General features: G+C 49.7%; 27 protein-coding genes. 6 read left to right on the top strand and 21 right to left on the bottom strand.

Annotation, left to right across the window (positions count from 1 at the left end):
• Window positions 1–56 precede the first annotated feature (56 nt).
• The 13 genes from fliR to fliF all read right to left on the bottom strand — a co-directional run bounded on the left by fliR (window position 57) and on the right by fliF (window position 11,203).
• A complete protein-coding gene (fliR, locus tag H8K27_RS12765; protein WP_186863571.1) occupies window positions 57–863 on the bottom strand; it encodes a flagellar biosynthetic protein FliR in 807 nt (268 codons plus the stop codon).
• Between the two features lie 17 nt (window positions 864–880).
• A complete protein-coding gene (fliQ, locus tag H8K27_RS12760) occupies window positions 881–1,150 on the bottom strand; it encodes a flagellar biosynthesis protein FliQ (RefSeq protein WP_186863570.1) in 270 nt (89 codons plus the stop codon).
• 9 nt (window positions 1,151–1,159) lie between these two features.
• Window positions 1,160–1,927, bottom strand: coding sequence for a flagellar type III secretion system pore protein FliP (gene fliP, locus H8K27_RS12755; RefSeq protein WP_186863569.1), 768 nt, complete (start codon window positions 1,925–1,927; stop codon window positions 1,160–1,162).
• 16 nt (window positions 1,928–1,943) lie between these two features.
• Entirely contained in the window at window positions 1,944–2,372 is a 429-nt protein-coding gene (fliO, locus tag H8K27_RS12750; RefSeq protein WP_186863568.1) for a flagellar biosynthetic protein FliO, read from the bottom strand.
• Entirely contained in the window at window positions 2,369–2,803 is a 435-nt protein-coding gene (fliN, locus tag H8K27_RS12745; RefSeq protein ID WP_186863567.1) for a flagellar motor switch protein FliN, read from the bottom strand. Before fliN ends, fliO begins: the two co-directional genes overlap by 4 nt.
• Window positions 2,796–3,797 carry a flagellar motor switch protein FliM gene (gene fliM, locus H8K27_RS12740; RefSeq protein ID WP_186863566.1) on the bottom strand — a complete coding sequence of 334 codons (1,002 nt, stop codon included), beginning with the start codon at window positions 3,795–3,797 and terminating at the stop codon, window positions 2,796–2,798. Before fliM ends, fliN begins: the two co-directional genes overlap by 8 nt.
• A 3-nt stretch (window positions 3,798–3,800) precedes the next feature.
• On the bottom strand, window positions 3,801–4,310 hold the full coding sequence (gene fliL / locus H8K27_RS12735) for a flagellar basal body-associated protein FliL (protein WP_186863775.1): 510 nt from the start codon (window positions 4,308–4,310) through the stop codon (window positions 3,801–3,803).
• Window positions 4,311–4,532: 222 nt separating this feature from the next.
• Window positions 4,533–5,930: a flagellar hook-length control protein FliK gene (locus H8K27_RS12730; RefSeq protein WP_186863565.1), complete on the bottom strand. Its 1,398-nt coding sequence runs from the start codon at window positions 5,928–5,930 to the stop codon at window positions 4,533–4,535.
• Between the two features lie 39 nt (window positions 5,931–5,969).
• Window positions 5,970–6,416 (bottom strand): flagellar export protein FliJ, encoded by a 447-nt coding sequence (fliJ, locus tag H8K27_RS12725; protein WP_186863564.1) that lies wholly within the window; start codon window positions 6,414–6,416, stop codon window positions 5,970–5,972.
• A 31-nt stretch (window positions 6,417–6,447) separates the two neighbouring features.
• The gene (gene fliI / locus H8K27_RS12720) at window positions 6,448–7,842 is read right to left on the bottom strand and encodes a flagellar protein export ATPase FliI (protein ID WP_408058451.1); all 1,395 of its coding nucleotides are present in this window, start codon (window positions 7,840–7,842) and stop codon (window positions 6,448–6,450) included.
• A gap of 2 nt (window positions 7,843–7,844) precedes the next feature.
• A complete protein-coding gene (locus H8K27_RS12715) occupies window positions 7,845–8,525 on the bottom strand; it encodes a flagellar assembly protein FliH (RefSeq protein ID WP_186863562.1) in 681 nt (226 codons plus the stop codon).
• The gene (gene fliG, locus H8K27_RS12710; protein WP_186863561.1) at window positions 8,518–9,513 is read right to left on the bottom strand and encodes a flagellar motor switch protein FliG; all 996 of its coding nucleotides are present in this window, start codon (window positions 9,511–9,513) and stop codon (window positions 8,518–8,520) included. Before fliG ends, H8K27_RS12715 begins: the two co-directional genes overlap by 8 nt.
• Window positions 9,506–11,203, bottom strand: a complete 1,698-nt coding sequence (gene fliF / locus H8K27_RS12705) for a flagellar basal-body MS-ring/collar protein FliF (protein WP_186863560.1) — start codon at window positions 11,201–11,203, stop codon at window positions 9,506–9,508. The genes fliG and fliF overlap by 8 nt, the downstream gene beginning before the upstream one ends.
• Before the next feature lie 206 nt (window positions 11,204–11,409).
• Between fliF and fliE the strand changes: the two genes are divergently transcribed.
• Window positions 11,410–11,772: a flagellar hook-basal body complex protein FliE gene (gene fliE, locus H8K27_RS12700; protein WP_186863559.1), complete on the top strand. Its 363-nt coding sequence runs from the start codon at window positions 11,410–11,412 to the stop codon at window positions 11,770–11,772.
• Between the two features lie 30 nt (window positions 11,773–11,802).
• Here fliE and H8K27_RS12695 read toward each other — a convergent pair whose 3' ends face one another.
• The 8 genes from H8K27_RS12695 to H8K27_RS12660 form a co-directional block, all read right to left on the bottom strand.
• Window positions 11,803–12,561, bottom strand: coding sequence for a flagellar brake protein (locus H8K27_RS12695; RefSeq protein WP_186863558.1), 759 nt, complete (start codon window positions 12,559–12,561; stop codon window positions 11,803–11,805).
• Between the two features lie 15 nt (window positions 12,562–12,576).
• Window positions 12,577–12,903 (bottom strand): EscU/YscU/HrcU family type III secretion system export apparatus switch protein, encoded by a 327-nt coding sequence (locus H8K27_RS12690; protein WP_186863774.1) that lies wholly within the window; start codon window positions 12,901–12,903, stop codon window positions 12,577–12,579.
• Window positions 12,903–14,021, bottom strand: a complete 1,119-nt coding sequence (gene fliK / locus H8K27_RS12685) for a flagellar hook-length control protein FliK (RefSeq protein ID WP_186863557.1) — start codon at window positions 14,019–14,021, stop codon at window positions 12,903–12,905. The genes H8K27_RS12690 and fliK overlap by 1 nt, the downstream gene beginning before the upstream one ends.
• 5 nt (window positions 14,022–14,026) lie before the next feature.
• Window positions 14,027–14,362, bottom strand: a complete 336-nt coding sequence (locus H8K27_RS12680; protein ID WP_230419279.1) for a flagellar protein FliT — start codon at window positions 14,360–14,362, stop codon at window positions 14,027–14,029.
• Window positions 14,363–14,365: 3 nt separating this feature from the next.
• On the bottom strand, window positions 14,366–14,833 hold the full coding sequence (gene fliS, locus H8K27_RS12675; protein WP_186863556.1) for a flagellar export chaperone FliS: 468 nt from the start codon (window positions 14,831–14,833) through the stop codon (window positions 14,366–14,368).
• A gap of 20 nt (window positions 14,834–14,853) precedes the next feature.
• Window positions 14,854–16,869 (bottom strand): flagellar filament capping protein FliD, encoded by a 2,016-nt coding sequence (fliD, locus tag H8K27_RS12670; RefSeq protein ID WP_329604397.1) that lies wholly within the window; start codon window positions 16,867–16,869, stop codon window positions 14,854–14,856.
• A gap of 101 nt (window positions 16,870–16,970) precedes the next feature.
• Complete coding sequence (locus H8K27_RS12665; protein WP_186863555.1) at window positions 16,971–17,342, bottom strand: flagellar protein FlaG; 372 nt, start codon at window positions 17,340–17,342, stop codon at window positions 16,971–16,973.
• A gap of 83 nt (window positions 17,343–17,425) precedes the next feature.
• Window positions 17,426–18,877, bottom strand: a complete 1,452-nt coding sequence (locus H8K27_RS12660; RefSeq protein ID WP_186863554.1) for a flagellin N-terminal helical domain-containing protein — start codon at window positions 18,875–18,877, stop codon at window positions 17,426–17,428.
• 309 nt (window positions 18,878–19,186) lie between these two features.
• Between H8K27_RS12660 and H8K27_RS12655 the strand changes: the two genes are divergently transcribed.
• The 5 genes from H8K27_RS12655 (at window position 19,187) to H8K27_RS12635 (ending at window position 25,135) form a co-directional block, all read left to right on the top strand.
• Window positions 19,187–21,385 carry an O-linked N-acetylglucosamine transferase, SPINDLY family protein gene (locus H8K27_RS12655; protein ID WP_186863553.1) on the top strand — a complete coding sequence of 733 codons (2,199 nt, stop codon included), beginning with the start codon at window positions 19,187–19,189 and terminating at the stop codon, window positions 21,383–21,385.
• Window positions 21,382–22,152, top strand: coding sequence for a glucose-1-phosphate cytidylyltransferase (gene rfbF / locus H8K27_RS12650; RefSeq protein ID WP_186863552.1), 771 nt, complete (start codon window positions 21,382–21,384; stop codon window positions 22,150–22,152). The genes H8K27_RS12655 and rfbF overlap by 4 nt, the downstream gene beginning before the upstream one ends.
• Window positions 22,137–23,213, top strand: coding sequence for a CDP-glucose 4,6-dehydratase (gene rfbG, locus H8K27_RS12645; RefSeq protein WP_186863551.1), 1,077 nt, complete (start codon window positions 22,137–22,139; stop codon window positions 23,211–23,213). The genes rfbF and rfbG overlap by 16 nt, the downstream gene beginning before the upstream one ends.
• Window positions 23,214–23,345: 132 nt before the next feature.
• Window positions 23,346–23,912 (top strand): dTDP-4-dehydrorhamnose 3,5-epimerase family protein, encoded by a 567-nt coding sequence (locus H8K27_RS12640; protein WP_329604396.1) that lies wholly within the window; start codon window positions 23,346–23,348, stop codon window positions 23,910–23,912.
• Entirely contained in the window at window positions 23,909–25,135 is a 1,227-nt protein-coding gene (locus tag H8K27_RS12635; RefSeq protein WP_186863550.1) for a class I SAM-dependent methyltransferase, read from the top strand. Before H8K27_RS12640 ends, H8K27_RS12635 begins: the two co-directional genes overlap by 4 nt.
• Window positions 25,136–25,157 lie beyond the last annotated feature (22 nt).

Raw genomic sequence — 25,157 nt, 5'->3', positions numbered from 1 at the left:
TGTGAGGAAAAGAGAAGCGGGCGACTCTCTGAAGATATGCGGGTTGTCATGGACGGTCAGCGTGCAGGTAACGTGGAAGATGGTGCAAGAGGACGATGCAATGACTGAATAGTTTCAAAACCCTGTCTGAAGAGCTGATCAAAAGGTACGCTGAGGTAAGGTAGTATTAATTCGAGCATCAGGAAACCGACACCGATCGTGATCGGGAAGCCGATACCAAACAGATTCAGCTGCGGCGCAGCCCGTGTGAGGATGCCAAGTGCAACGTTTGTGATTAACAAGGCAGCCACGATGGGCAAAGAAAGCCGGAGGCCTGTGATAAAGATCTGTTCACCCCAGACCATAAGGCGCTGCAAATTAAAGCCGCTTTCCAGTGTTGGGGAGATGGGGATCGATTGAAAACTGTCTATCAATGCACTCAGCAATGCCAGATGCCCATTTGAAGTCAGAAAAAACAGTGTGGCAGTCAGTACCAGAAATTGTGATATGGCGGAAGATCGTCCCTGAGTCTGGGGATCAAAAAAGCTGGCAAACCCTAACCCCATTGTCAGGCCGGATACTTCGCCGGCCATTTCTATTGCGGCAAAAACAATACGCATCACAAAACCCATTCCTAATCCAATCACCAATTCCTGAGCCAGGATCATGATGCCGGTCAGAGAGACCGGGTCACTCGCAGGATGTACCGGAATGGTGGGGGCGACAATGAAGGCGATCATGACGCCCAGAACAATTTTGATCTGAACCGGAACGGTGTTATTGCCGAACGGAGGCGCAATAGAAATTAATCCTAAAATCCGGGTTAATGGCCAGATAAAAGCGCTGATCAGGCTGATTATCTGACTGCTGGCGATGGTAATCATAGTCAGTCAGCAAACGGTTAGCCTGCCATGGTGGCGATGCTGGTAAAGGTCTGTCGCATATAGTCCATTAATACGCCGAGCATCCATGGGCCTGCGATGATCAGTGTGAGGAAAATTCCGATCAGTTTTGGAATGAAAGACAGCGTAGTTTCATTGATCTGCGTTGCTGCCTGAAAAATACTGACCAGCAAACCAATCACCAGAGCGACCAGCAGCAGTGGTGCAGAGACCATCAGCGTTACTTCAATTGCCTGCCTGCCGAGTGTCATCACACTATCAGGAGTCATGGTTTTTCCTTAGTAAAAACTCTGTGCCAGTGAGCCAATCAGCAGCTGCCAGCCATCGACCAGAACAAATAACATCAGTTTAAACGGCAGCGAAACAATGGATGGCGATACCATCATCATACCCATGGACATGAGAACGCTTGCAACTACCATATCGATGATGAGGAACGGAATAAAAATCGCAAAGCTGATCTGAAATGCGGTCTTTAACTCACTGGTAATAAAGGCAGGAATCAGAATGCGTAATGGCACTTCTTCCGGACCTTGTAGTTGCGGTGTATTTGAAATTTTGACATACAGGGCCAGATCCGCCTGCCTGGTTTGTTTCATCATGAATTGCTTCAGCGGCACTGCACCTTTGTCCAATGCTTCCGTCATCGAAATCTTGTTCGCCGCAAAGGGCGTATAAGCATCAGCATAAATTTTATCGAAAACAGGTCCCATGACAAATAAGGTCAGAAACAACGCCAGACCGACCAATACCTGATTCGGTGGTGCCGATTGAGTGCCCAGCGCCTGCCGCAATAGTGACAGTACGATGATGATCCGGGTAAAGCTGGTCATCATGAGTAGCGCGGCAGGAATGAATCCCAGTGCGGTCAGGAATAACAGGGTCTGCACGCTCAGGGAGTAGTTTTGTCCACCGCCGGATGCCGGAGTGCTTGTAATCGCCTGTAATCCGCCCTGAGACTGGGCGAATGCTGTTTCAGGAAAGAGATTGCAGATCAGGAACAGTAACTGAAAAATAATCAGCAATGGAATTCGGAAAGATTTCATGCGGGAAAATGCCGGGTTAATGATCCGCAGTTGCAGATTTTTTCTTTTCAAGTGTGTGTCTGAGCCAGTCCTGAAAAGTGGAGGAGTCAGCAGTTCCTGCTGACAGAAGGCTTTCCTGTTTGGGTAAAGTACCTAAGGTTTGAATATTGTTCGCGGTGACGCCGACAATCAGCCACTGGTCGCCGGCTTCGATAATCATGATGCGCTCTTTATTGCCGACACTCAGATTTCCCAATACTTTGAGTGGAATTCTGTTTGCGGCGATCGCAGGGCTAAAGCGTTTTAATAGCCAGACTCCGCTGAAAATCAGTGCCAGAATAAAGAATAAGGCCAGTAGTATCTGTAAAAAGCCAGTTGCCGGAGTGACTGCCGGTGTTTCAGCTGCAGCATTGCTGCCAGCCGTTGCCAGGATAAAGAGAAGGGAATATCCGAAAAACCTAGTCATTTGTTCAGCTTGCGAATACGTTCTGCCGGCGTCACGATATCGGTCAGGCGAATACCGAATTTATCGTTCACGACCACCACCTCACCTTGAGCAATCAGGCAGCCATTCACGAGCACATCCATAGGTTCACCCGCAAGACCATCAAGCTCCACGACAGAACCTTGCGCAAGTTGCAGCAGGTTCTTAATCGCAATTTTCGTTCTGCCCAGCTCAACCGTCAGTTGAACCGGAATATCCAGAATGAAATCGATATCATTATGTGTTTCGGTCGTACTTCCCCGGCCGCTGAATTCTTTAAAAATGGCCGGACTTGCTGCAGGTTCGTTTTTTGTATTGCTTGCTGCCGCGGCAGCGGCCTCTGCTTTTTCCTGCTCGGCAATCGCTGCACCCCAATCATCCTCGCTGATTGGCATTTCTGAATTTTCATCCATTGTTTTCTCCCTGTGCGACTTCCTGCACGCTGGAACTGATCAGTTTTTCCACGCGCAATGAATATTGACCATTGAATACACCATATTTGCATTCCATAACAGGCGTACCATCTACTTTCGCTGAAATAATTTCAGGAATATTGATCGGTACAATATCACCGACTTTCATATTCAATATATCGCCCAGTGTGACACGGGTTGTACCCAAATCGGCAACGATTTCGATTTCGGCAATCTGAATCTGTTGCGTCATCAGACGTACCCAGCGGCGGTCGACTTCCAGGGTCTCACCTTGCAGGCTGCTGGTGAGAATGTCCCTGATTGGTTCAATGGTGGAGTAGGGCATGCAAATATGCATTTCCCCGCTGACCGGGCCTAATTCAATGGTGAATGTGGTGGATACGACGACTTCATTTGGCGTTGCAATATTTGCGAATTGCGTATTCATTTCCGAACGGATGTACTCGAATTCAATCGGGTAAACCGGTTCCCAGGACTTGGAATAGGTCTCAAAAACGATTTCCAGAATACGATGAATGATGCGCTGTTCGGTTTGCGTGAAGTCTCGACCTTCCACACGGGTATGAAATCTGCCGTCGCCACCAAACAGATTATCCACCAATAGGAATACCAGTCCGGGGTCCAGAACAATCAATGAGGTGCCGCGCAGCGGCTTCATGTGAACCAGATTCAGATTGGTCGGCACGACCAGGTTGCGGATGAATTCACTGTATTTTGAGACTCTGACCGTTCCGACGGAGACTTCGGCACTGCGGCGTAAAAAATTAAAAAGCCCGATCCGCAACAGACGGGCAAAACGTTCATTGATAATTTCCAGCGTAGGCATGCGCCCACGGACAATCCGCTCCTGAGTAGCAAGATTGTAAGGACGAACCCCGGAAGTGTCTTCCTGGGATTGCGAATCATCCTGATCTCCCGTAACGCCTTTTAATAGCGCATCGACTTCTTCCTGGGAGAGAAAATTATCGGACATGGTTTATTGAACGACAAAAGATGTAAAGAAAACGCCAGTGACCTTTTGTGGTTCACCTTTCGGAGAAAAAGGTTGATTGATTTTTTCAATAATTTCTTCTACCAACTTGTCTTTGCCTTCTGTGGAAATAATTTCACCTGCTTCTTTGCTGGAAAGCAGCAACAGCAAACGACTTCTGACCTGCGGCATGTTGGCCTTGATGATGGTGGATTGCTCATCGCTTTCGACTTGCAAAGTCATCGTCACCTGCAAGTATTTATCCCCGCCGTCCGACTGTAAATTGACCGTAAAAGGTTCCATCGGTAGAAAAACCGGTGCTTTTGCCGGCTCAGATTTATGCTCTTTGTCTTTTGACGCCGAATTCTTTTTGGACAGAAAAAATGCGGCACCACCACCTATGCCCGCCAGCAATACAATTGCAGCGGCAATAATAATGATTAATTTTTTCTTTGATTTTCCAGCAGGTGCTGCTTCACCGTTGTCAGGGGCTGCTTGGGCAGGTTTTTTCGCCATATCTTTTTCTCCAGGGGCTGCTTCAGCCACGATTTTCTACATTATCCATGAAACAAGCGATTGATAACTGAGGAAAAGAGAGGGAAATCAGGTTCACCTTTTCAATTGTGTTGCCGTTATCTTCAAACACCTACTGATTTGCAAGCGCATGCAAATTTTAGCCTTGCGCTCATTTTACCTGTTTGAACAGTGATTTTTCCAGTGCCTGAAACTTTAAGCAATTTAAGCAAAAGTGTCGACCTCGCCGATACGGGTGATCATCCTGACGGTAGTGGCTTGAATTGCCACGTCATTGTCAATCGCTGGCGTATTGCTGTGTCTTGCCCCGGCTGACTGATGGGATGACTGCGACCGGTATTCTCTGCCGGCTTGATCCTGATGGGCGGCTCCGGACTGGACTGAGAAATTGGAAAGCTGTACCCCGGCATCGTTCATCATCTGCCGTAATTTTGGCAAAGAAGCTTCAAGTGCATCCCTGACATCAGGGTGTGCTGAAACGAAGGTGGCATTTGCCTGATCATTCGTCACGTTCAGAACAATCTGCAGTGGTCCGAGGTCGGGTGGATTCAGTGTCAGCTCAGCTGACTGCATGCTTTCACCAACCATCCAGATGACTTTTTGCCCGACCGCTTTATCCCACATAGGAGAATTCAGATTGGGCGTGATCTGATTACTGCTCACCACTCCTGTCATTGTCGCAGTCTGAATCACATTCGCCTGCTGCAGATAAGGAGATGGTACTGTAGTGTTCAGCTTTTCCTCAGACTGTTTGAGAATCAGATGATCGATGAAGTTGCCAGTGCTGTCGCTGGACTTCACATTGTCCTTGGTGGCAGAGATAGCTGTTGCCGGTTCTCCCCGGGCTTCGGTTTTCTGGAGTTTTGCGTCAGCTGCGGTGGTAATGGCTTTCGATACATCTGAGGGTGTGATGATATCTTTCTTGCCAACCTCCTTCTTTCCCTTGATGCCCTCAATGCCAGCGTCAGACGCAGTGAATTCGCGTGGCAAATGATCCGTTACCGAAATTTTTTTCAGATCCGTTGTGACAACATCAGATTTTTGAGATGAGCTTGCCTGGAGCGCGGCAGGATCAGGCTGCTGAGTGGTTGCAGGCTGAAGCAGCGTGGCATCCGATGATTGTGTGCTGAGGCCGGTTGATACGGAAAGAGAGGCATCGGCATTGGCATCAGTTTGATTTTTATCAGCAACCGCGGTGGATTGATCTGCTTTCGGCAGTGCAGATAGCGCCCCGAAAAATTGAATTAACTGATCGGGTTTGCTATCTTTTTGAATGCCGTCAGAACTTTTGTCATCATCCTGATCCGCTTTTGCTTTTTTCTTTACTTGGGGCTGATCGGTACCGGAGGATATCCTTGTCGTTGGGGGCGCAGTCGTATCTGTTTTCTGAGATGCATCGTTACTTTCCTCGGCAGACGCATTCTCAGCAACCTGATTGGCCGGTGACGGCGCGGGAATATTGCTGGCCGCTTGATTGCCGGAAATCTCTCTATGCAGCAAGGCATTAAAGGTGCCGTCAGCACTGTTGCCGGACATATTTTTTGCTGTCTGACCCGAGGCGTTCACGGGTGAAGACATAGTGATGATATTGACTGGTTGCATAAAATATTCCGCTTATTCCGTTTGCTCTGTGATCAGATGTTACGACTGTGATTTGTAAAAATGGTTACGTGCAGCAAAATCATCGGTCTGTTTTTGATCGGATTTCAATTCTTTGCGCTGCTGTGCAATTTTTGCCCGTTCATCCAAGGTGTTATAGGAAAGCCGCTTTTTCTCGTATGCCTGCCAGTCTGTCTTTGCTGCATTGACTTTATGTTCCGCATCCCGGATGACTTGTTTCTGTCCATCCACTGCGTGATCCAGTTTGGTTAGAAAGCCGAGAAAGTTTGCGTACTGGCTTGCGCTGATTCCTGCTCTTGCCGCTTGCTGAAATTTCGCGTCGTAATCATCCCGGTACTGCATCAATAAATTTAATTTACTGATGGTTTCTTCATGATGCTTAATCGCTTTCCCGAGACGTTTTGCCGCATCGTCGGTTTCCCGTTCCGCTATTTCGATGAGCGTGCTGATTGCAGAATGTTTAGCCATTTATAGTAAGTATAGTCGGGACGGATCATTTCTAAACCTGGAATAGAGCCCGAAGTCCGGCCAAGCTCTCGGATATGGTGCATTTTTGCAGAATGTCTTGTTGTAAAAAGGAAATGATCTGAGGGTGCAGGCGGATTGCCTCATCCAGTAAAGGATCGCTGCCGGGAGCATACGCACCAACACTGATCAGGTCACGGCTGCGTTCATAGCGTGAATACAGTTGCTTCAGTTTTCTGGCGAGTTGCTGGTGTTCTGGGGTAGTAATGCTGTGCATTGCACGGCTGATCGACTGCTCAATATCAATTGCCGGGTAGTGACCACTTTCTGCCAGTGTCCTGTTCAGTACGATGTGGCCATCCAGAATGGCACGGGCAGAATCCGCAATCGGATCCTGCTGGTCATCGCCCTCGGTTAACACCGTGTAAAAGGCGGTAATTGAGCCACCGCCTTCTTTGCCGTTACCGGCACGCTCGACCAGAGCAGGCAATTTGGCAAATACGGACGGCGGATATCCTTTTGTTGCCGGGGGTTCACCGATCGCCAATGCAATTTCACGCTGCGCCATCGCATAACGTGTCAGTGAATCCATAATCAGCAGTACATTGTGTCCCTTATCGCGGAAATATTCAGCAATCGTCGTGGCGTAGGTGGCACCTTGCAAGCGCATCAGTGGCGGGGAATCCGCAGGAGCAGCCACCACCACAGAGCGGACCAGACCTTCCTGCCCAAGTATCTGCTCGATGAATTCCTTTACCTCGCGGCCCCGTTCACCAATCAGGCCAACGACGATGATCTCTGCTGTGGTGTATCTGGCCATCATGCCAAGCAAGACGCTCTTACCAACGCCAGATCCGGCAAACAGACCCAGGCGCTGTCCTCTTCCTACACTCAGCATACTATTGATGGCCCGGACGCCGACATCCAGCGTGTCGACAATGGGTGCCCGTTCAAGCGGATTGTAGATGCGGGCACCCAGCGAAGCGGATTCGTCAGTGTGCAAGGCACCCAATGTATCGAGTGGCCGGCCATTACCGTCTAAAACACGTCCCAGCAACTGATAACCGACAGGCAAACGGCGGCTGCGATCTGCCAGGCGCCGGTGTTGTCCTGGTAACGGGGTTTGCATTGGCATTTCTGCAGGGTAAACCGGAGCTCCCGGAGTGACGCCCTCCAGATCACTATGCGGCATCAGAAATAATCGCTCTCCGTCAAAACCAACTACTTCTGCATCAATTTTTCCACCGCTCTGTAAATGAATCGAGCAGGCACTGCCAACTGGCAGGCGCAGACCGACTGCCTCCATCACAAGACCTGTGACCTTGGTGACGCGGCCAGCAGTCGACACGCTCTCGGCATGCTGACTGCGCTCTTTGCTTTCCGTCAGCAGCGTTTTCCAGGATTCTGTGAGTGTTGATTCCATACGCATGCTCAGAGCGTTCGTGACCGCATGGCGGAGATGAGTTTGGACCAACGGGTTTCTACGCTGGCATCGATGATATTCTGAGCCGTCTCCAAACGGCAGTCACCGCGCTTCAACTGGGTATCTTCAGTGATGCGCCAGCCATTCGACTGCAGAGATTCCCCGATGGCGTTTCTGACGATCGCGGCATCTGCCGGATGTAAAAATATCTGCGCCGGCAAGGTAACAGTTGTCAGCTGGGAGATAGCGTCCTCCACGATGGGGAGAATCACAGACTCATCATCTTCAATTTTTATCTTAATGATGTTTTCTGCCAGATTGATCGCCAGTGCCAGCAATTCTTTGCCGGTATTTTTCCCCACATGCTGAACTGCAGCAGAAAAATTGACTGCGAGTTCATGCAGACTCTGAATGTCCGGATGCATGCTTTCCTGAGCTTCGGTCAGACCGGCTTCCTGGCCCTCCCGCAAGCCACGCTCATAGGCTTCCTGATAACCTTGGGCATACCCTTCCTGGTGCGCATTTTCCCTGATCTGGCGTGCCTCTGCTTCTGATATGGCCGGTACGACAATAGAGACCGGTGGCGGTGGTGTCATTTCTTTGAGGCGGCTCGGACGTGTTTCTCCAAACGACGCCATTTCCCAGCGCTGATAAGCGGACATATCGCGTTTCTGAAGGGCATCAGACATAAGCATCTTCACCTTTGGCGCCGAGCATGATTTGTCCTTCATCTGCCAGGCGACGCACAATCATCAAGATCTGTTTCTGCTGCGCTTCTACTTCCGAGAGCCGGACAGGGCCTTTGGAATCAAGATCTTCGCGCATCATCTCTGCAGCACGTTGCGACATATTTTTGAAGATTTTTTCACGCATGTCCTGGTTGGCACCTTTGAGCGCAATAATCAGTGAATCTGACTGTACTTCCCGCAGTAAGAGCTGAATACCCTTGTCGTCAATTTCCATGATGTTGTCGAAGACGAACATTTCATCCATGATTTTTTCTGCCATGTCGCCATCATATTTACGCAGATTATCCATGACGGACGCTTCATTTTCACCGCTCATGAAGTTCAGGATTTCAGCCGCAGCGCGGACGCCGCCGATAGATTTTTTCTTCAGGCTTTCATTGCCGGTCAGCAGTTTGGTCAGGACATCGTTTAATTCCCTGAGCGCCGTTGGCTGGATACCATCCAGTGTGGCGATACGCAAAACAACATCGTTGCGCAGACGTTCGGAGAAGTTATTCAATATCTCGCAGGCCTGATCGCTTTCAAGATGCACCAGAATCGTGGCAATGATCTGTGGGTGTTCATTTTTAATCAGATCGGCCACGGAAGGGGAGTCCATCCACTTCAGGCTCTCAATGCCACTGGCATCCTTGCCGCCGAGTATGCGATTCAGTAATGAAGAGGCTTTGTCGTCACCTAAAGCTTTGGTCAGCACATTGCGGATGTATTCGTCCGAGTCGAGCCCGACGGACGAATTGATATCGGCCTCTGCTTTAAATTCTTCCAGGACTTTCGCAATTTTTTCATGGGGAATCGCGCCGATTGTTGCCATGGCTGCGCCAATTTTCTGTACCTCCCGCGGGCCCAGAAATTTCATGACCTCAGCGGCGCCGTCTTCCCCCAGCGTTAACATGAAGGTTGCCGCTTTTTGTATGCCTTCGTCACTCATTGTTTATCCATTTTTTGATTACGTTCGCAACGATTCTCGGATCTTCTTTTGCCAGATCTCTGGCCATTTCGAGATTCATTTCATAGCTGGTGCCATTTCTGAGGTGTGGTTCATGCTCACCGGAGAGTTCCACGATGGCGGCATCATCCTCTTTTTCCTCCATTGCGCGTTCCGCTGCGGCCAGTCTTTCCGCTTCTTCAGCTTTGGCTTTCTCAGCTTCTGCATCTTTCCCCATGATCTTGTACAACAGGGGTTTGAGATAGCCAAAAAACAGATATCCAAGGATTGCTGCGATCAGTAAATATTTACCGATTTCTTTCGCTAACTGTATGGTTTCAGGCTGTTTCCACAGTGGTAACTCCACTATAGTTTCTTTTTCCGGACCAGCAAAGGGGCTGTTGACAACGTTCAGGGTATCGCCGCGATCCTTGTTGAACCCCATCGCTTCTCGGGCAAGATCAGTAATCTGGTTTTTTTCAATATCGGTCAGAGGACGGGTAGTAACCTTACCGGATTTATCGGTTTCAGTTTTATAGTTGACGACAACGGCAACGGAAAGACGTTTGACACCCCCCATATTTTGTTGGGTGTAGCGGATAGTTTTATCGACTTCATAGTTGATGGTGGAATCTTTTTGAACTAATCCGGTATTGGCTGCCGACGCAGAGGCGGCGGTGCCGCTAGCGACGATTGGTGCTGTTACCGGCACCGGAGGCTGGTTCGTCAGCGAACCGGGAATGCCGGACTGGGCATTGTTTTTATTGTAGCTCTCACTTGACTGCTGACTGCGTATCGTCGAGGCTTCCGGTGGTGAATTGGGGCGATAGCTTTCTGCTGCCTGTTCACTTCTGGAAAAGTCGATATCGGCAGTTGCTTCTGCCCGGACATTATTGGGACCGACAATCGGTGAAATGATCGACTCAATGCGTTTGACGATATTCTGTTGAAAATCCTGCACGTATTTCAGCTGTGAGGGATCAAGATTATTGCTGCCGGCCTGTCGGCTGGTTTCTGATAGCAGGTTGCCATTCTGGTCAACGATGGAGACATTCTTCGTGGTCAGCTCAGGAACGCTGCTGGCCACCAGATGCAGGATTGCGCTGACCTGCTGCGTATCGAGTATGCGACCTGGGTATAAATTCAATAAAACTGAGGCAGTCGGTTTTTGCTGTTCCCGGATGAATACGGAGGATTTAGGAATCGCCAGATGTACGCGGGCAGACTGGACTGCAGAAACCGCCTGAATGGAGCGTGCCAGTTCACCTTCCAGTGCACGCTGGAAGTTGACCTGTTCAAGAAATTGGGAAATCCCCAATTTTTGGTTTTCCATTAATTCAAAACCGACATTTCCCCCCTTAGGTAAACCTTGCGCCGCCAGCTTTAATCTGGCGTCGTGAACCTGATTTTCTGGAACCAGAATTGCATTGCCGGTATCTGAATACTTATAAGGCACATTCATCTGCTGCAGTGATGCAACGATAGCGCCGCCGTCGCGGTCGTTGAAATTAGAGAACAGGACTTTGTAATCCGGTTGCTGGCTCCAGAGCCAGATTCCCACCATGATGGCAACGATCAGTGCCGCACCGGCGGAGAGCATGGCTGTGCGTATGCCCGGTGTTTGCGGCAGGCCAAACAGTCTGGGAATCTCTGCCCCTTCCGTTCCGGTGATGACGTTTTCAGCGGTTGCCATAGTTCACCCTGTCTGAGGTCAGTGCTAAGTAAAAAGATTGCATAGTGTTATTTCTGAATGGAGTTGGTTTTTTCCTTAATGCCTATTTTGTACTGTATTAGCAAATTCAATTCAGAGAGTAAATGCAGTTTTCCCCTTTTGCTCGGAGAAATGCCTGTTTGCCACAGTGCTATTGTGATGGCATGAATCATGGCGAAGGACTATCAATGATTAACGGAATAGATCGCACCAGAATTGACGCGATGGTCGCGCAATTGAGTGCCGCGGCTGCCAGAATGGAAGCCGGATCGGGACTGAAGCGTGTGTCGGATGGCGCGGAGCAGGTCGGCTCGGTTGCGCCGCCAAAAGTTGATTTTGCGGATGCGCTTAAAGCGTCGCTTGATCAGGTGAATCAGGTGCAGATGAATTCGCAGCAGTTAGGGCAGCAATTTGCGATGGGGGATGATAAGGTGAGTCTGTCGGATGTGATGATATCCATGCAAAAGGCGAATATCTCTTTTCAGACAGCGGTTCAGGTCAGAAATAAACTGGTGTCTGCCTATCACGACATTATGAATATGCAGATATAGCGGATCAAGCAGGAGGCAGCGCTGCTGCCTTTAGCGTATGCCTGTCATTTTCGAATTTCGCTCACGCTCCAGTTTCATAATGTAGCGCTGAATACTTGCGAGTACCGAGTTTGATAAATTAATGAACTGGCAACCTACCCGGCGGTTTGTTTTGCCGTTTAATAGCACCAGCTCCTGGAAATTTCTGATTTGCAAAGAAACATCGACCAGACCAATGGTTGGTAAATCCACTTTACAGTGGTCGTAAGTTTTACCTACACTGCAATCGAGAACCTTTTTTTCATCCAGTACAGCAATGCCGCCACAACTGATATCCACCAGTGTTAATTTTAAGGTTTCTATACCGCCATCGAATTCGACTGGAAAGCTTACTTTGATCGGTATCGAAAGTGGCGTGTTGATACGGTAATATTCCCTGCGCTGCAAGCGGATCAGGCTGGGAGGAATATGAAACTGAAGAGCCGGTCTGTTTTCAAAATCAGTACTTTCAATCCCTGTCGTTGAGAATTGAATACCGATTTTGTCCAATAAGCCTTCAAAGGATACGCGTTGCGCATCAATAATTTTCTGGTTTGCCAGTGAACCGGGGGCGCTATCTACAATGACCAGATTATTTGCGTCATCAACTTCAAGAATGGACGTAATAAATACTTCAGCTCCTTCGTGAATCAGCATGCTGATTAATTGATTGTGGTCTTTTAATCCGCGTAACAACGAGATAATTTCCCGGCGTGAATCAACCTGAAATGGGCTTTGATTTTCTGTGCCGAGTGTAGGAGTTGCTTGCATGTTAATGATTGACTTTTATTTACCGGTATATCTCATGGATGAAGTTTGCTGCGCAGAGTGCTGGTTACGATCTGTTGCAGACTTTTCATTTTCTATATGGTAAAGCCAAGCGAGTAGTTCTGCAACTGCGAGATAGAGTGCGGGTGGAATATGGGTGTCCAGATCGACTTTCATTAGCAAAGAGACCAGTTCCCTGGATTCATGTACATGAACGCCATGTTCTTTGGCCCGCATAATGATTTCATCTGCAATCAGGCCTTTCCCCTTGGCAACGACGCGGGGAGCGTTATCGCCACTTTGATATGCAATGGCAACGGCATTTTTATCAGGAGGGTTATTCATCATCGTTTGATCTGAATGCCATCAACAACCGCACCTGCCGCGCTCATTGAAGATGCCAGATCGGTGGTGTGCTGGGTCAATAAATGTGCAGTTTCAGGACTTTCTGCTTGTAACGCAAAATTGATGTGTTGTCCGCGGAGCGTAATCGTTGCTGATACTGCGCCCAGTACAGGCAGATTAAACTGCACGACACTACTCCATTGAGGGAGGGGCTCTTCTTGAGAACCATATTTTGCCTGGTGCGGATTGTCTCTTTTAATAACCCAGTCCATGACTTGACCTGGAAAAATTTCTCCATGCCACTGAACCGACTGATTTTCCAACGTATGAAGCTGTTGTTGTATCAGTTGCGTCAATTCTTTATTGCTGCTGATGGCATTAGTATTCGCGGTTTGTTCTGCGGATAAGGTGTTGAGCTGCGATTGCGGTTCGAGTTGGAGATCATTCAGGTTTCTTTTTCCTTCAGCCCATTCAGTAAGGTGTGATTCATAGAATAAACCGCTGCGCGTGATTTGCTGTTGTAAAAGATGTGCTGTCTTGCTAATTGACTTTAAATCATCCGGGGAATTTAAAACAGGTGTTTTTGCAATAATTCCATTTTGTTGTAATAGTGGATTTTTTTGCTGATCAATCAGGTTGATGAGTTTGCTGATGTCGCTGAGAGCGATCACGCTGCTGCCCGTGGCAAATTGGGCGCTAGGTAATGTGGATGGATGAAGACTGCCGGACTGAATGCTTGTTGATGCACTCAACTTCTCTGGTACAGAGAGATTTTCTGCTGCGTTCAGTGTTGCAGGTGTCGTGAGTTGTGAAGGGGGCGAGGCTTTGCTCTCCAGGGCAAACGTCAACTGTGGCTGATTGCTGAGAACCCGTAATTGAACAAGATCACCTTCTCTGAGTCCGTCGGGCAGAGACAGCTGAATGTTCGCGCCAGCAAGATTGATATTGAACGTCCCCGGGGACGCCTGCGACAGAATTTTCCCGGTCAATTGCTGTCCCACCACGAGTTGCGCCAGTTTGGAGGCAACTTCTTGTTTGATGGGCGCTAGCCCTTGTATGGCAGCAGGTGCCTCGATATTGATATTAGGCCTGAGTGCATTATCGAGGCGGTAGGGCATATATTTCAGGCCGGGCTGGCCCCATAAGTACGGTTCAGCTTTTGTGTCACGCTGGAATTCTTCATCAGTTCGGCGAGTTCTGCCATCCAGGGCTCTGTAATATCCCGGATTTCCCGGTCATCAGCCAAGATTTTTTTGATGACGCTGATTTTACGTTCTTTGAGTTCTGCAGTTAACGGTGCAGGTTGCTCGCTGTCGCGGATTTTCTGCACGGTTGTCGTACAGCGGGTTTCCAGCTGCGTTAATAATTCCCAATCCCGCTCACGTGCCGCCTGCAGCATCTGATCTGTAATGACGGCGACATTTTCATACAAGTGAATAATTTCCAAACTTTCCATCATGGATCAAGCCTCAAATGCGTGAGTTGGTCGTGGTTGTAATTGGTCGTAACCTGTTTTTTGAGGTTCTTGTACAATCACAGGGGGCGGGGCGATAGCTTCCCAGGCATCTTTTAAATCTGTTAGCAGTTTCTGGACATCTGCCAGAGTATTTTCTTCATTATTCAGATTGGCTAATAAAAGTTGCCGGCTCATGTACTCATAGAGGTTATCGAGGTTGATTGCAATTTCACCGCCGATCTGTTTGTTCAGACTGGCACGCAGGCCGTTTTCGATAATGGAAATGGCTTTGGAAATAGAGCGTCCTTTATTGGCAATTTCACCATTTTGCATTTGCTGACGAGCATTTCCAATCGCGACAATTGCTCCCTCAAACAGCATCACAATCAGTTTATGTGGGGATGCTGCAAGGACGCCAGTTTCCACTCCAATTTTCTGGTAAGCATTGACGCCGGATTGTGATGAGCCAAACATAACGATTCCTTTAATTTCTCTTATTTATTAGAGAGGCCATTGAGAACATTGATTTGCTGCGTGAGAAAACTTTGCGTACTGTTCAGGTTGGCAATCACTGTATCCAGTGCAGAGAATTGCCTTTGGTAGAGCGCTTGTTTTGTCACTAAACGTTGATTGATCACCGTTGTCTGATTTTGCAAATCTTTGAGTGTGCTGTTGATACCATCAGTTGCATTGTTGATTGCACCGGATGTGCCCAGAAAACCGGTTATTGCAGTGTTCAGTTTATACGCATAGCCCTGAGAGAAATTGATGTTTCCCCTTGCGCCCGTTGCACCACCATTCACCAGAATTTGCAGGCCCTCGACTCCGGTACCAGTTGCACCTGTCAGGATTTGACCAATACCTGTGGCGCCTATCCCGTTGATCGTCCCTGCGACATTCTTGCCGTTAACGCCACTGGTGACGGTTCCTGTGAAGTTGGATATCGTTGTGCCTGTGTTATTGGCAATGCTGACACTCGAATTACTGCCATAGCTCGCTGATTGCAAATTCAGAAAACCGCTTGCATCAATCGATGCAGTGACAGAAAGGCCTAATCCGGAAAGTGTGGTATTGCCATTGATGGATGACTGAATTAAGGATGCCAATGCGGATGCGGTATATGTGCCGGCTGTCAGGTTTACTGCTGCAGTGGTCCCATCCAGGGTAACGTTAATACTGGTTCCTGCCGCGATTGTTACCGGAGCTGCATTCAGATTCTGATTTCCGGTTAACAAGCCCTGGGTTGCAACCTGGGTAACGTTGACCGCATAATTTCCGGCGGTTGTTTTGGTGGTTGAGCCGACAAAGCTGACCAGACTATCGGTTGCCTTGCCAGCCGCCGCGAAAAGACCGGCAACATCCCCGAAATTGGTATTCAATGCATTTTGCAACTTCGTTGAGTCAACGCTTAATGTACCGTCTTTTTGGAAGGTGACGCCAACCTGTTCGAGATTGATCAGCCCTCCGCCAAGGCCGTTGACTGCGCCGGAGAGGGCATTGCGGATCTGGTTTTGTATGCTCTGGGTGGTTGAGTCACCCAATAACGGTCCGCCAACTTTTGTTGCCGGATTGTATGCGGTCAGGGTTGATAATGTCGTGTTAAGGCTGTTGTATGCCGTAACGAAGCCATTAATCCCGCTTTGTACGGCAGCAGTATTGGCTGCCAGGGTAATGCTGGCAGTGCCAATTTTCGATAAATTAACGCTAACGCCCTGAATTGCGTTCGAAACCGTGTTGCTGGTACTGGTAACAGCGAGGCCATTCAAAGTTAAGCTGGCATTTTGCCCGTTTTTGAGTTCTTTTAAGTTCTGTACGCCTGCAGGGTCGTAAGCCAATAAATTTTGCAGTGTGGCATCCCCGGTCACAGAGATTTTCATGCTGGAGGTCACGCCAGTCTTGGTGGAGTTCAGCACCAGATGATAAGGTGTGGCGCTTCCGTCGCCAACGATCGATGCCTGAACGCCAACATTGGCATTGTTAATCGCATCACGAATGCCTTGCAATGAATTATTTGAACTGTTAATGGTGACTGTGCCCGTGGCCTGAGTCGCATCTTGCTGGAACGTTGCCCCTGTATATGTACCGTTGGTTGCTGTGCCTGTAATGGTTCCGAACTGAAAGCTCAGGGTTGTCGCTGCACCGGTGCCAATTGTGTTTGTTGTGCTGACCTGACCGGCGCTTGAAATGGTCTGTGCCTGTGCAAGTTGAGTGACATTCAGGCTGTATGTGCCAGCCGTTGCGATGCTGCTGCCAGTCGCTGTGGCGACAGTGGTATCAGACGAAGTCGCGTTCAGTGTTTTGTAGGTTGAAAGGCTGTTTAATCCGGAAAGGGAAGTCTGCAATGCGCTCAATGCACCCGACAGGCTGCCAAATGCAGTCAGATTTGCCTGATAGCTGGCTTGTTTTTTTGCAATATCCAGCAATGGCTGACTTTCAATAGCCATTAGCTTGCTGACAATGCTATTTACATCCAGGCCAGAGCCGATACCGGCTGATTGTATGGTAGCCACTACATTCTCCTTTCATAACCGTTACTGTAGCAAACCAAAGTCGACTTCAATTCGGCTATCAGAAGGGTTTTTATAGGCTATTTATAAAAAGTCCCGACGGATCAGACTTGCTGTCTGATCAGTAATCCTTGCAATTTATCCAGAGATTTGGATATTTCAAGAGCTTCTTCACTCGGAATTTGCCGTAAAACCTGATTGGTTTGCTGATCAATCACTTTAACAACGACACGCTTGCTATCTTTGTCGACGCTGAACTGTAAATTCTGCGATAAAGACTGGATCACTTTATTAATGTCCGCCACAGCCTTATCCACGGCATTGATATCAGTGGCTTTGCTGGCGGCAGTGACTGGTGTGATTAATCCGTTGTTTTGGATTGTGGTCAGATGTTCGGGATTTGCAGCATCAGTATTGCTGACTCTGTCTGTGAATGGTTGCGCAAGAGGAGCGCTTCCAATTTGTCGGATATCCATGATCTATACCCTTGAATGAATAGCCCCCGGCCAACATGACCGGGGGATTTCTACATTACATCATTGGGTTAAATTCCCAGTGATTAACGCAACAGCGCCAGAACGCCGTTTGGTGCTGAGTTAGCCTGCGCCAGAATTGCTGTACCAGCCTGCTGCAAGACCTGTGCACGGGTCATGTTTGCTGTTTCTGCCGCGAAGTCTGCATCCTGAATACGGCTGCGGGAAGCAGTCAGGTTTTCAGAAGTAGTTTGCAAGCTGACGACAGCAGACGAGAAGCGGTTTTGATACGCACCCAGAGATGCACGTGATGTGGAGATCTGCTGGATCGCCGCATCAATCGTTGAAAGCGCCGCCTGTGCTCCCGCTGCTGTTGACAGATTCAGCGATGAAACACCTGCGCCCACTGTAGCTGTAGCAGAATTATAACCTGCTGCTGCACCAATGATTGCCGCTGTTGCCTGAGTGCCACCGAGAGTGATGCCAGTGGAGCTGGTCGAATTCAGGGTGATCGAGCCGAAAGTTGTGCCAGAAGACACGCCGGATGCGGTAGAGCCAGCACCAGACGCTGCCGACAGTGTCACGTTACGGCCATCCGTTGCAGTCAGGGAGTAAGTACCTGTGGAAGCATTCGCGGTCGCAGTCACGCCAGTCTGTGCGCTGACGGCATTAATTGCGGCAGCCATTTCTGTTGAAGCAACCGCAGAGTTACCGGTCAGCGTTGTCGAGATGTTCACGCCGTTCAGCGAGAAGCTGACTGCACCACCGGCTGATGTTGTGGTGAAGTTGGATGTGGTTGTGGCATTCACAGTTGCTGTCACGCCAGTGGAGCCAGTAATTGCATTGATCGCATTGGCTTTGGCAAGCGCGCTACCGTCTGCACTGGTGCTGGATACGCCGTCGACAGCAGTTGCGCCGACGTTGAAACCATTGATGGTCAGACCACCGGCAGTCAGTGCCGCACCGCTTGTAATCGTTGCACCGGTAACGGTTGTCGAATAGCTTGAGCTGGAACCTACACCCAGAGAGCTCGCTTTGGCGCTGGCAATGCTGCTGATGGAAATGCTGTCGTTGGCGGTGCTGTTTGCGCCCACCTGGAATGCCTGGGAAGTAAAGGAGCCATCCAGCAGATTCACACCGTTAAAGTTAGTGGAGCTGGCGACACGGTTAATTTCAGAAACCAGCTGATTGGCTTCGTTGTTCAGCGCGGCGCGGTCAGAAGCGCTGTTACTGGCGTTGGCAGATTGCACGGCCAGTGTACGGATACGCTGCAAGTTGGCTGTAACCTGGGACAATGCACCTTCAGCTGTCTGCGCCAGCGAGATACCGTCGTTTGCATTACGGACAGCCTGATCCAGACCACCGATCTGCGAAGTCATACGCTGAGAAATTGCCAGACCTGCGGAATCGTCTTTTGCGCTGTTGATACGCAGACCAGAGGACAAGCGCTGCATCGAAGTCTGCAAAGAAGCTTGAGACATGTTCAGATTGCGCTGAGCATTCAGAGATGCAATATTGGTATTAATGTATGAAGCCATGTTAATTCTCCTTCAGAGTTATTCAATTCGGCGTTTGAGCCTCAAACTTTGGTCTGTCTTGATGACTGTTGCACCGCCGTTGTTTTGGGTAACGGACGTCTCGGAAAAACTTTTAGGAAATTGCCGCAAATAAATATTAAATATTTTCCTCAAGTTTTGAATGTCATTCCGCTCATCGGCGGGTTTTTTAAAAACTTGAGGGGTGATTTAGGGCATTTTTACAGCTTTTTTTAATGCTTGACTTTGCTTATTGCCTATTAGAATGAGGCTGGGTGAATATTTTTTTGCAAGGGATGCATGATGGCAAAGATGAATGCAGGGCAAATCAAGGGTGCTAAAGATGTTCTGGCGTTGCTGAATGCCGGAAATCTGGATGCTGCAAAGTCTTTGGGGGAGCGGTTGTTGCATTCACAGAATAAACCCGACTTATTTTTTGTGATGCAAAAAATAGCTCTCTTGCAAGAAGATGCGCAAAATGCCATTGATTATGGGCAGAAAATGTTAAAGCTTGCCCCGTATCAGGCCGAATTTAAAGCGGCTTATCATGAAATGATCAATCATTTCCACCGTCAGCGCCAATTTTCGATGATGCTGGAAGCCGCTTCCTGGTTGACGCAAAGCCGTTCGGCGGATGGACAAGCGTGGAATTTACTGGGGATTAGCTATATTGAGTTAGGCAGATTTGACGAGGCGCGGCAGGCACTGGAGCGGGCATTGGCAATGATGCCTAATAATAAGCATGTGATGTCTAATCTTGGTAATGTCCTGATTTCCATGTCCTGCTATGGTGCGGCAATCGATTATCTGGAGCAGGCGCTGCAGATTCAGCCTGATCTGGTTCCGGCATGTAATAACCTGGGGAATGCTTACCGATATGCAGGGCGCGTGACGGATGCGATCAAAATTTATGAGCATGCCTTAAAAATCGCACCTGATTATGCAGAATTAATTGCAAACCTGGGAGTCGCCTATTCGCAGGTTCAGCGATATCGGGATGCGATTGATTGTTATGACCGGGCATTAAATTTAAACCCGCAATTGCTGCCGGTCTATGCAAACCGGGCAGAAGCGTTTCGTTTGCTGGGGCAATTACAGGATGCAATTGCCGCATGTGAAACGGCATTGAATCAGCATCCCGATATTCAGGAGGTCTGGCTGGTATATGGTAACGCCCTAAGAGATGCCAGCCGTATCGATGAGGCAATTGAGGCATACATACGAGCTTTGTCTTACCAGAACCTGAGAAATACGTCGTTTAATTCTGCGGTTTATACGAGTTTGCTGTTTTGCCTGAATTACCAGCCTGATCTGAGTGCAGAGCTGATTTATAGCGTGTATCAGGACTATAACGTCAAAAATGGCTTGCCTTACAGAGATCATTGGCGCCCTTTTTTGAACGATCAGTCTTTATCCAGAAAACTGAAAATTGGTTACGTCAGTCAGTCTTTTTACAACCATGTCTGCAAACATTTTCTATTGCCGTTAATAGAAAATCACAATCATGACAACGTAGAAATTTATGCTTATTCCAATTCCGTCAGGGATGATGAATACACCGCTTTGTACCGGAATGCGGTGGATCACTGGATTGTCACGAATGCCATGAGTGATGATGAGATGGTTGAGCGGATACGGGCTGACGGCATTGATGTGTTGATCGATGTTGCCGGACATACGAGTGATAACCGGCTGCTGGTCATGGCCCGCAAACCTGCGCCAGTATCTCTGCATTGGCTGGATTTTGGGTACACCACAGGGTTAACGGCGATTGACTATTATCTGACGGACCATGCCGGGATCACGGAGGATTGCGCCCAGTTATTTTCTGAAAAACTGTGGCCTTTAGATGGCCCGTTCTTTGTTTATCGTCCTTTTGGCGTCAATTCTATGGGGGAAGCCGGTCAGCTGCCGGCTGAGCGTAACGGGTACGTGACCTTTGGATGCTTATCCCGGTCGATCCGGATTAACCATAAGGTGATCCGGATTTGGGCTGCAATTCTGGATGCGATGCCAACGGCCAGACTGATTATTGATAGCGGTGACTTTAAAGACCCTCAAATCTGCGAGGAAATGGCGTCTCGCTTTGCCGCCTATGGAATCCAGAGGGACAGGCTTGATATTGGTTTCCATACTCCGCCATGGGATGTGCTGCGCAATATTGACATCAGCCTGGACTGTTTTCCACATAACTCAGGCATGACGCTGATTGAGTCTCTTTATATGGGTGTTCCTTTTATTACCTTAGCGGGAAGACCTTCTGTCGGCAGACTGGGCGCATCCATTCTGACCGGCGCCGGTCATCCGGAATGGATCGCTTACAGTGAGGAAGAATACGCGCAGAAATGCGTTATTCTGGCGCATGACTTGCCCGGTTTGAAACACATTCGGCAAAATCTCAGGCAGGAACTGGAGCAATCCCTGGTGATGAATGAACCTGCTTTTGCACGTTCGGTTGAAGCTGCCTATCGCCAGATGTGGGAAATCTATTGCAAAGGACAGCAGGCATGAAAGCAGTGATTCTGGCCGGTGGTCTGGGAACGCGTATCTCTGAAGAAACCCATTTGCGCCCAAAGCCAATGATAGAAATCGGTGGGCACCCGATTCTGTGGCACATCATGAAGTCTTATTCCGCACATGGTGTGAATGAGTTTGTGATCTGTTGCGGCTATAAGGGCTACATGATTAAGGAGTACTTTGCCAACTATTTTCTGCATATGTCGGATGTGACTTTCGATATGCAGCATAACCGCATGGAAGTGCACGAACGCCACGCGGAACCGTGGAAGGTGACGCTGGTGGACACCGGCGAGGACACTATGACGGGCGGTCGCCTCAAGCGCGTATCCCGTTATATTGAAAATGACGAGGCATTTTGTTTTACCTATGGCGATGGTGTGTCTGATGTGGATATCGCTGCTTCTATTGCATTTCACCGCCAGCATGGCAAGGATGCCACGGTGACGGCAGTCTTGCCGCCTGGCCGCTACGGTGCGCTCGAACGTGAGGGGAGCCAGGTTGCCGGATTTATTGAGAAACCGCGCGGCGACGGCGGCTGGATTAATGGCGGCTATTTTGTTTTGTCGCCTAATGTACTGAACCGCATTGAAAATGACAGCGTCAGCTGGGAGGCGGAGCCGCTCAATGGCCTTGCCGGGCAAGGACAGCTGATGGCGTATGAACACAGCGGATTCTGGCAGCCGATGGACACGCTGCGAGAAAAAAATCTGCTGGAAGATTTATGGCAGAGCGGAAAAGCGCCATGGAAAAAATGGTGAGATCTGCGCCGCGCCGACCAGATCCGGTTCACTGGCGGGGACGGCGCGTGCTGCTGACCGGACATACCGGTTTCAAAGGTGCCTGGCTTGCATACTGGTTGCAAAAAATGGGGGCACACGTTTTCGGAATTGCGCTGCCACCAGAGGGGCAACCTAATTTGTCGGAGGCTTTGGGGCTGGCGACGCAGATTGACAGCCGGTATCTGGATATCCGGGATGCCGGGCTATTAAAGCAGGCGTTGCAGCGGATTCAGCCGGAGGTGGTATTTCATCTGGCGGCGCAGGCATTGGTACGTCCGGGGTATGCGCATCCGCTGGAGACTTTTGCGACGAATGTGATGGGTACCGCGAATTTACTGGAAGCGATGCGCGGTGTGGCATCGATAAGTGCGGTCGTGCTGATCACCACTGATAAAGTGTATAAAAATCTGGAGCAGATGACACCTTACCCGGAAACGGCAGAACTGGGGGGCTATGATCCTTACAGTGCCAGCAAAGCCGCTTCTGAACTGGTGATTGCGAGTTACCGCGACGCATTTTTACGCGAACAAGGCATTGCGCTGGCGGTTGCGCGTGCAGGAAACGTGATTGGCGGCGGGGACTGGTCATGCGACCGGCTGTTGCCGGATGCGGTGCGTGCCTGGCAGCAGAATAATGTGCTGCATATCCGCCGGCCGGATGCGGTGCGTCCGTGGCAGCATGTGCTGGAGCCGCTTTCGGCGTATTTGTGCCTGGCGGAATTACTGCCGCAAAACCCTGCTTATGCCTGCGCCTGGAATTTTGGGCCGGATGGTGCTGCCACTGTGCGCGAGGTGATTCAGTTCGCCGCGCAGACGTATGGCCGTGGGCAGACCGAGTTTGCCACCCAGGCAGAGGGGCCGCATGAAGCAGGCCTGCTGGCGCTGGATGTTCGCAAGGCACGGGATGAATTACAGATTTACGCACGCTGGAATTTGCAGGAATCGATAGCCCGGAGCATGCACTGGTATCGTGATTTTGAGCAGGGCATCCCCGCTGCCGTACTGTGTGCACGTGATCTGGACGCTTATGAGACAAATTGATGCTCGGAAATACTCCGGGGGAGTATATTTTTTAGCTCTGGATTTATCTGGTCGATAGAGGAGTTATCCTGTTCCGCGGGGGGAGTATCTGATTTTAACGGATATTTTCTCCAGGTATCAGGGCGAAAGGTGATGATGACAGAACGCTTTGAACTGATTGAAACACCGATGAAAGGGTTGCATCTGATACAGCGTCAGCTACTCGGGGACAGCCGCGGCTTTCTGCAACGCCTGTTCTGCGCAGAAGATCTGCAGATGTTTGGCTGGAATCATCCCGTCGCCCAGATCAACCATACGCTGACCCGCGAACGGGGCAGCGTCCGCGGCTTACACATGCAGAAGGCGCCTCATGCCGAGGACAAGCTGATTACCTGCCTGCGTGGTGAAGTCTGGGATGTGGCAGTTGACATGCGGGCAGGGTCGCCGACATTTTTGCAGTGGCACGCCGTGCATCTGATTGCAAAGCAGGCCTGTTCGTATCTGATTCCGGCCGGTTTTGCGCATGGATTTCAGACTCTGACGGACGATGTGGAAATGCTTTACTGCCACAGCCAGCCTTATGTGCCTCAGAGTGAAGTCGGAATACATGTTCTTGACCCGCGTCTGGCGATCAGCTGGCCGCTGCCATTTACTGTGCAGTCTGAGAAGGATGCCGCAACGGCGTGGCTGCCTGATGATTTTGCAGGAGTCAGCATATGAAATGCCGCCATTGTCAGCAACCATTAACGGCAGGTTTTCTTGATCTGGGCAGCGCACCGCCATCGAATGCTTATTTGCGCCCTGAAGCATTGCAGCAGGCAGAAATCTGGCTGCCGCTGAAACTGATGGTTTGCCAGCATTGCTGGCTGGTGCAGACGCTGGATTTTACCGGCAGGGAAAATCTGTTTGACGCCGATTATGCATATTTCAGTTCCTGCTCATCCAGCTGGCTGGCGCATGCCCGGCGCTTTGTGCAGGAAATGCAGACAAGATTCCATCTGAATTCCGGAAGCAGGGTATTGGAAGTCGCTGCCAATGATGGTTATTTGCTGCAATATGTGCAGCAGGCTGGCATTCCCTGTTACGGCGTTGAGCCGACCGCCAGCACTGCGGGAGCTGCGCGTGCCATTGGGCTCACGATTCATGAGGAATTTTTTGGACAGTCTTTAGCAAAGACTTTTGCAGAACAAGGGATGATGGCTGATCTGACGGTCGCTAACAACGTACTGGCGCATGTACCGGATATTAATGATTTCGTGTCGGGGTTCCGGACTATTCTGAAGCCGCATGGCGTTGCCAGTTTCGAATTTCCGCATTTGCTAAATATGGTTCAGCAAAACCAGTTTGATACAGCCTATCACGAGCATTATTCGTATTTGTCGCTGCATGCTGTCCAGCATATTTTTGCAGGTCAGGGGCTGCAGGTGTTTGATGTCCAGGAATGGCCAACACATGGCGGCAGTCTGCGGGTGCTGGCGCAACGCAGTGATACCGGAAATCACCCCGTCACTGAAGCTGTCGCCCGGATGCTGGTCCGTGAGCAGGACGCCGGAGTCACTACCACAGCGTTTTATATCAGAGCGCAGGCGGCGGCCGAACAGGCTAAATTCGCCTTGCTGGAGTTTTTGCTTCAATGCCGGCGCGAGGGGCGCAAAGTCGCCGCCTATGGTGCTGCGGCAAAAGGGAATACCTTTCTGAATTTTGCGGGTATCCGGCCAGACCTGCTTCCTTATGTGGTGGATATCAATCCGCATAAACAGGGCAAGTATATGCCCGGCAGCAGGATTCCTATCGTCAGCCTGGCACATCTGATGCGTGAACAACCAGATGTGGTGCTGATCTTGCCGTGGAATCTGGAAGCTGAAATCCGGCATGACCTGCAAGAGATCAGCAGTTGGGGCGGGCGTTTTGCGGTGGCCATACCGGAAATGCGATTGTTATAAAAATGTGCGGATGATAAGGTCG

The sequence above is a fragment of the Cognatundibacterium griseum genome (assembly GCF_014284195.1).
In the GTDB taxonomy this organism is placed as follows: Bacteria; Pseudomonadota; Gammaproteobacteria; order Burkholderiales; family Burkholderiaceae_D; genus Undibacterium; species Undibacterium griseum.
The sequence above is the reverse complement of the archived record's forward strand: the minus strand, read 5'-3'. Positions and strand labels throughout refer to the sequence as shown.

Coding starts and splice junctions, on each gene's coding strand:
- H8K27_RS12665 (WP_186863555.1), bottom strand. CDS start 17,342: ATGGATATCCGACAAATTGGAAGCGCTCCTCTTGCGCAACCATTCACA.
- H8K27_RS12680 (WP_230419279.1), bottom strand. CDS start 14,362: ATGATGGAAAGTTTGGAAATTATTCACTTGTATGAAAATGTCGCCGTC.
- H8K27_RS12660 (WP_186863554.1), bottom strand. CDS start 18,877: ATGGCTTCATACATTAATACCAATATTGCATCTCTGAATGCTCAGCGC.
- fliM (WP_186863566.1), bottom strand. CDS start 3,797: ATGTCCGATAATTTTCTCTCCCAGGAAGAAGTCGATGCGCTATTAAAA.
- fliE (WP_186863559.1), top strand. CDS start 11,410: ATGATTAACGGAATAGATCGCACCAGAATTGACGCGATGGTCGCGCAA.
- fliP (WP_186863569.1), bottom strand. CDS start 1,927: ATGAAATCTTTCCGAATTCCATTGCTGATTATTTTTCAGTTACTGTTC.
- fliK (WP_186863557.1), bottom strand. CDS start 14,021: ATGCCCTACCGCCTCGATAATGCACTCAGGCCTAATATCAATATCGAG.
- fliQ (WP_186863570.1), bottom strand. CDS start 1,150: ATGACTCCTGATAGTGTGATGACACTCGGCAGGCAGGCAATTGAAGTA.
- fliN (WP_186863567.1), bottom strand. CDS start 2,803: ATGGATGAAAATTCAGAAATGCCAATCAGCGAGGATGATTGGGGTGCA.
- fliS (WP_186863556.1), bottom strand. CDS start 14,833: ATGTTTGGCTCATCACAATCCGGCGTCAATGCTTACCAGAAAATTGGA.
- rfbG (WP_186863551.1), top strand. CDS start 22,137: ATGGAAAAAATGGTGAGATCTGCGCCGCGCCGACCAGATCCGGTTCAC.
- fliL (WP_186863775.1), bottom strand. CDS start 4,310: ATGGCGAAAAAACCTGCCCAAGCAGCCCCTGACAACGGTGAAGCAGCA.
- H8K27_RS12695 (WP_186863558.1), bottom strand. CDS start 12,561: ATGCAAGCAACTCCTACACTCGGCACAGAAAATCAAAGCCCATTTCAG.
- fliF (WP_186863560.1), bottom strand. CDS start 11,203: ATGGCAACCGCTGAAAACGTCATCACCGGAACGGAAGGGGCAGAGATT.
- H8K27_RS12690 (WP_186863774.1), bottom strand. CDS start 12,903: ATGAATAACCCTCCTGATAAAAATGCCGTTGCCATTGCATATCAAAGT.
- fliG (WP_186863561.1), bottom strand. CDS start 9,513: ATGAGTGACGAAGGCATACAAAAAGCGGCAACCTTCATGTTAACGCTG.
- H8K27_RS12635 (WP_186863550.1), top strand. CDS start 23,909: ATGAAATGCCGCCATTGTCAGCAACCATTAACGGCAGGTTTTCTTGAT.
- H8K27_RS12655 (WP_186863553.1), top strand. CDS start 19,187: ATGAATGCAGGGCAAATCAAGGGTGCTAAAGATGTTCTGGCGTTGCTG.
- fliJ (WP_186863564.1), bottom strand. CDS start 6,416: ATGGCTAAACATTCTGCAATCAGCACGCTCATCGAAATAGCGGAACGG.
- H8K27_RS12640 (WP_329604396.1), top strand. CDS start 23,346: ATGATGACAGAACGCTTTGAACTGATTGAAACACCGATGAAAGGGTTG.
- fliO (WP_186863568.1), bottom strand. CDS start 2,372: ATGACTAGGTTTTTCGGATATTCCCTTCTCTTTATCCTGGCAACGGCT.
- H8K27_RS12715 (WP_186863562.1), bottom strand. CDS start 8,525: ATGTCTGATGCCCTTCAGAAACGCGATATGTCCGCTTATCAGCGCTGG.
- rfbF (WP_186863552.1), top strand. CDS start 21,382: ATGAAAGCAGTGATTCTGGCCGGTGGTCTGGGAACGCGTATCTCTGAA.
- fliR (WP_186863571.1), bottom strand. CDS start 863: ATGATTACCATCGCCAGCAGTCAGATAATCAGCCTGATCAGCGCTTTT.
- fliI (WP_408058451.1), bottom strand. CDS start 7,842: ATGCGTATGGAATCAACACTCACAGAATCCTGGAAAACGCTGCTGACG.
- H8K27_RS12730 (WP_186863565.1), bottom strand. CDS start 5,930: ATGCAACCAGTCAATATCATCACTATGTCTTCACCCGTGAACGCCTCG.